This is a genomic window from Bartonella sp. AA18HLJMS (genome assembly GCF_042197245.1).
Taxonomy (GTDB): domain Bacteria; phylum Pseudomonadota; class Alphaproteobacteria; order Rhizobiales; family Rhizobiaceae; genus Bartonella.
In genome coordinates this window covers 1-4864 of record NZ_JBHIRP010000038.1, presented here as the reverse complement: position 1 = coordinate 4864, position 4864 = coordinate 1, and the positions used below count along the sequence as shown (strand labels likewise).

The window sequence follows — 4864 nt, the reverse complement described above, 5'->3', positions numbered from 1 at the left end:
TTGACATTCGCATCTGTTTCTTTGGTAATAGTCACAACTGTTTTTGCAATTTTATGCAATTCTCATATTCCTTCTGAATTGCAGAGCAATCCAAAATATAAAGGTGATGATACAACGGGTTGGGTGAAACTAACACGTGATTTACAACAGTATTTGCACAGACTCTTAAAACTAATAAGTTTAGCGTTTGTCGTTTTAATTTTCCCAAATAGTTATAAAGAAACGGTTTCTTTACCTGTCATTTCTAGGTATGTGGAGTACAAGCTTTCTTTTCCATTGGGATACTTTACTTTGGTACTCAGATATTGCTCTTTGGTATTCCTTTTTAGTTTGTGTATTGTTTCTTATGTTACGTACACGCAGTTTAATAAACATATCTATTTACCCACTACAGTGCTCAGTTTAAAAGCCATAGTAAAACTTCCGATTTTATAAAACTGTTTAGATTAAATGGCATTGTCTCTTCTCAATGTTCATAGATGAAATCAACAAAAACATCAAAAAATCATTGAAAAAGGCGCGTAACAATGACTCATGTCTGCTCACCATTGAGATATCCAGGCGGTAAGGCTGCACTGTATTGAAAAGTCAAAGAAATATTTGAGAAAAAGCATTAAATGGCTGTTCCTATAGAGAGCCATTTGCTGGCAGGTGTAGACTTGCTCTAAAGCTTTTTTAATGGTGAAGTTAAAGATATTCACATTAACGATATTGATCTGTTTATTTGGAGCTTTTGGTATTGCGTTTTGCACAAGACAGAAGAATTAATAGAAAAAATCAATACAACGACCATTAACTTAGAAGAATGGTACATACAAAAAGATAGATACATTTAACTCGTTTAAATGCACGGGAATCTTTGCTGCGTTATAGAACTGATGAAAACACCTTTTTTATATGGACCCTCCTTATTTTAAAAAAGGAAAAGGGCTTTGTACTTGGTTTTACAAAGCTAATGATCACCACAATTTAGAGAATGTCATCTCCCAACATGTGACAGCACCTTGGCTAATTATTTATGACAACGTTGAAGAAATTAAATTATTGTATAGGCAATATCTCTCAATAGAATTTAGCTTACAATATTCTCTACAAGAGAAAAGGAAAGCTACCGAATTGATGATTTTTTCACCTAAAATCAAAGTACCTCAATTTTTAGAAAAGAATATAGGTTCGCTTCTCAAAGCAGCTTAATTGCAGATTGCATTAATAGGAGCTTTAATCACATGCTTACACCATTTGGCAAAACCTTACGTAAAATTCGTATTGATCGGACAGAACGTTTATTAGATATGGCTAATAAATTAGGCGTATCTATAGCATTTTTATCTTCTGTAGAAATTGGCAAAAAGCCTATACCTGCTGACATGGAAGAAAAGATCATTGAGAAATATGCTTTAGATGAAGAAACGGCTTCTATCTTGAGAAGAGAAGCAAATATTTGTCGTAAGAATTTTACAATGAACTCTTCTGACCCACTTAACCATGAAATTTCTAACACGTTTGTTAGAATTTTTAAGTCTCTTTCACAACAAGATCTGACAAAGTGCAATGAACTCATGGAGAAAGTAGAAAAAAAACAGTGCTTGCAGAATAGAATACCTTGATCTCCTTATTTTATACACTGTAAACATAATTTTATATGTTAAAAACAATAATATCATTTTGAAATAATTGAATAAATATGCAAATCATTCTAAGATTTTTTATGTATAAATTGCTAATCTAATGGGGCTACAAATATGCTAAATAAAGTGACGTTAATCGGGCGCCTTGGTGCTGATCCCGAAAGCAAAACAATGAATTCTGGAGCAGAAATAGTCAATTTTAGTATAGCGACTTCTGAGAGCTATACAGATAAAAAAACCAATCAAAAAGTAGAGAAAACAGAATGGCATTCAGTTGTGATTTTTAATCCACATTTAGCAAAAATTGCACTTCAATATCTAAACAAAGGTTCAAAGGTTTACATAGAAGGAAAATTACAGACACGCAAATGGCAAGATAAAAATGGGCATGACCGCTACACAACAGAGATTGTCTTACCACAATTCAAAGAGGAATTGTATTTGCTTGATGCAAAGAAAGAGCAATCAGCATCCCCTACCCCCTCACCCATTACTTCTCAAAATTATGCTATCGCTTCAGGTGCTACTGATCATGGCACATCTCTTAATGATGCTATCCCATTCTGATTGATAACATATGACAAAGAGAAAAAAACGTACAAAACGCGGACATCCTCGGATTAAAGGATGTATCAGAGAACCAAACGGACGCATCTCACGAGCAAAAACACCGCATAAACCCATGGATAAATTGGCAATTGAAATGCGTGCCAAACGCTTTGGCTTGACCATAGAAGAGGCTAAAAATCCGCTTTCCAGAACCTATATCGGGCGGTTTTATTTGCAAGGTGAAATCAATCAAGACCAATATGATTGCTGCACAAAAATATCTTGAAGTGAAAAACAATTATCTATGTGCAAAAGAATTGCCTAATGCAATTTATGATAACTTTACTCCTTCATCAAATGAGGAGGCACAAAAACGGTGGATTGAAAGAGCAACTCATTGTTATGAAGAGACGAAAGAGGTTATCAAAGAAACACAACACCTCTATAGACAGTATAATCTTTACGCTGCATTACAATATCTTGTTATAGAAGATCAATCGTTAACACATCTTGTTAGCTCTTTGCGTATTGTTCTTAATGCGCTTCATAGGCATTTTAGCCATTAAAAAAGAATTGACATCAGATGAAAAATCATTAAAATGTGTATATATTTACACATTATGAGTTTAGGTAATGGAACAAGATAGCCGAAAAATCATTGCAAAATTAAAGCGTGATGGCTTTGAACTTATCAAAGTGAAAGGTTCTCATCATAAGTTTAAAAAAGATGATAAGGTTGTTATCGTTCCACATCCTAAAAAAAATCTTCCGATTGGTACAGCACGTTCTATCGCACAACAAGCAGGCTGGTTAAAAGAAGGAGAAGAAGAATGAAAAGATTTTTTGCTCTTGTTCATAAAGATGAAGAATCTGCTTTTGGTGTTCAGTTTCCTGATTTTGAGGGACTTTTTTCTGCTGCTGATGAGGAAGAAAATTTAATCGCAAATGCAACAGAAGCACTCCAACTTTATTGTGAAGATATAGATAGAGTGCCTATTCCTTCAAAATTTGAAGAAGTCATACAACGGAAATCTGTCAAAACAGCTTTGTCAGAAGGAGCTTTTTTAATACAAGTTCCTTTTATTGAAAATGATTCAGAAGTCATACGCACAAATATATCAATTGAACGAGGGCTTTTACGTGCAATTGATAATTGTGCACAAAAGAGAGGTTTAACAAGATCTGCTTTTTTGGCAACAGCAGCCCGTCACGAGCTTAATATTTAGCTCATCAATCTGGAAAAATTTCTCACTCTCGATTTTTTTACAAAAGCGTGTAATTGCATATGATCCGCAAACTATTAATGAAAATCAAAAGGCGGCAGGCAAACAAAACGCTATAGTTAAGAGGGATATAACTATCATTGATATTATATACATGGCATCTAATATTTCTGGACCTGTCATAGCCTTTCCCTCCTATAATAATTTCACAATAATTTATAAAATCTAAAATGTTTTAGAAAATTTTATATATTCTATTTTAAAATAAAAAATATAGATTTTTTTGTTGGCATGGTGTAAAAAATTGCATTTAATGACGATACTGCACTAGTTGTATTGCGTCTAAAATTCAAAAATATCCCCAAAAATTCAGTAAAATGTGAACTTGAAGCGTGGCTAGAAAGCTCTGTTTTCTAGATAATTCTGACTAATCAATTTTTCACAGAATAAAAATCAATAATTGACTAATTATGTCATTAATTATGACTCAAAAGGAGCAATGATGAAAGCTGTCATCACTAAGCCAATGTGTGTTGTTGGCGACAATAAAAGCACTATTCGCTTTGAACCATCAACACCCAATAATCCATTTGTTGAAGTTTCCAATCAAGTCTACGCACGTCTCAAGCGCGCCAATGCTGTAAAACCTTTTATTGGAGTCAAAACAACAGAAAAACCTGAAAAGACAGTTGAACAAATTAAGCAAATAGAACAAGAAGTAGCGCAAACATCATCTGAACCAATGACTGAAGAAACCTTACTCGAAAAACCAAAAGCATCTAAGGTCTCTCAATCATCAACACCTACTCTTAAAAAGGCTTAGACGTTGAAGTTAATCATCTACCCAAAATGGTATCTTCAACAGGTGAAGGATACCTTCACCAGTCTTCAAGCACCACGCCTTAATTGGGCTGTGCGTAATGCTCTAAACACCGCAGCAAAACAGTCGAACGCTTTACTGAAAAGCAAATTGCCGATGTTACATCTGCCCAATCAAAGCATGTTAAGCAAGGTATTTATATTAAAGAAAAGGCGACAGCAAGGTTTCTTGAGACAGATATCATTGGTTCTGGAACACCGATACTTCTTAAATTTTTTAAAGCAAAAGAACAAAACGCGGCGTGACTTACACAACTGTTTGGAAAGAAAGAAATCTTACCCCATGGTTTTATCAAGGATGGGAGTTTTCCAAAGCGTGTTGAATTGAAAATGGGAGGGAATGTGTTTCAAAGAGCGGATGGAGATCAATTCCCCATTGCAAAACAAGAGGAACCCTCAATTGCTAGGGTGATGTCAAAGCCAGAGATTACAAGTGCTATTGTAAAAAAAGCCAATGAGAGATTAATTGCCAATATACAGTACCAACTTGCTCATCATGAATACGCTGGCTGCTAATAAGAAAGGCTAGATTATGTTCTTAAACTTTATCTATATATTCCATATCCTTATGAGTTTATGCATTAC

General features: G+C 34.4%; 6 protein-coding genes and 3 pseudogenes. All 9 read left to right on the top strand.

Annotated features, from left to right (window positions below):
• A pseudogene (locus tag ACFINW_RS09515) lies at positions 1 to 406 on the top strand (hypothetical protein); the annotation flags it as partial.
• Between the two features lie 491 nt (positions 407 to 897).
• Positions 898 to 1194 carry a hypothetical protein gene (locus ACFINW_RS09510; RefSeq protein ID WP_375641164.1) on the top strand — a complete coding sequence of 99 codons (297 nt, stop codon included), beginning with the start codon at positions 898 to 900 and terminating at the stop codon, positions 1192 to 1194.
• Positions 1195 to 1226: 32 nt separating this feature from the next.
• Positions 1227 to 1607, top strand: coding sequence for an XRE family transcriptional regulator (locus tag ACFINW_RS09505; protein ID WP_375641162.1), 381 nt, complete (start codon positions 1227 to 1229; stop codon positions 1605 to 1607).
• Positions 1608 to 1742: 135 nt separating this feature from the next.
• Positions 1743 to 2195, top strand: coding sequence for a single-stranded DNA-binding protein (gene ssb / locus ACFINW_RS09500; RefSeq protein ID WP_375641160.1), 453 nt, complete (start codon positions 1743 to 1745; stop codon positions 2193 to 2195).
• Between the two features lie 10 nt (positions 2196 to 2205).
• Positions 2206 to 2743 (top strand): annotated as a pseudogene (locus ACFINW_RS09495) (hypothetical protein).
• A 67-nt stretch (positions 2744 to 2810) separates the two neighbouring features.
• Entirely contained in the window at positions 2811 to 3011 is a 201-nt protein-coding gene (locus ACFINW_RS09490; RefSeq protein ID WP_375612550.1) for a type II toxin-antitoxin system HicA family toxin, read from the top strand.
• A complete protein-coding gene (locus tag ACFINW_RS09485; protein WP_375613839.1) occupies positions 3008 to 3403 on the top strand; it encodes a type II toxin-antitoxin system HicB family antitoxin in 396 nt (131 codons plus the stop codon). The genes ACFINW_RS09490 and ACFINW_RS09485 overlap by 4 nt, the downstream gene beginning before the upstream one ends.
• A 499-nt stretch (positions 3404 to 3902) precedes the next feature.
• Positions 3903 to 4223 (top strand): hypothetical protein, encoded by a 321-nt coding sequence (locus ACFINW_RS09480; protein ID WP_375641158.1) that lies wholly within the window; start codon positions 3903 to 3905, stop codon positions 4221 to 4223.
• Between the two features lie 3 nt (positions 4224 to 4226).
• A pseudogene (locus ACFINW_RS09475) lies at positions 4227 to 4795 on the top strand (hypothetical protein).
• The last annotated feature ends 69 nt before the right edge of the window (positions 4796 to 4864 follow it).

Excerpts from the sequence above, each read along its gene's own strand:
- ACFINW_RS09510 (WP_375641164.1), top strand. The coding sequence starts at position 898 with ATGGACCCTCCTTATTTTAAAAAAGGAAAAGGGCTTTGTACTTGGTTT.
- ACFINW_RS09505 (WP_375641162.1), top strand. The coding sequence starts at position 1,227 with ATGCTTACACCATTTGGCAAAACCTTACGTAAAATTCGTATTGATCGG.
- ssb (WP_375641160.1), top strand. The coding sequence starts at position 1,743 with ATGCTAAATAAAGTGACGTTAATCGGGCGCCTTGGTGCTGATCCCGAA.
- ACFINW_RS09490 (WP_375612550.1), top strand. The coding sequence starts at position 2,811 with ATGGAACAAGATAGCCGAAAAATCATTGCAAAATTAAAGCGTGATGGC.
- ACFINW_RS09485 (WP_375613839.1), top strand. The coding sequence starts at position 3,008 with ATGAAAAGATTTTTTGCTCTTGTTCATAAAGATGAAGAATCTGCTTTT.
- ACFINW_RS09480 (WP_375641158.1), top strand. The coding sequence starts at position 3,903 with ATGAAAGCTGTCATCACTAAGCCAATGTGTGTTGTTGGCGACAATAAA.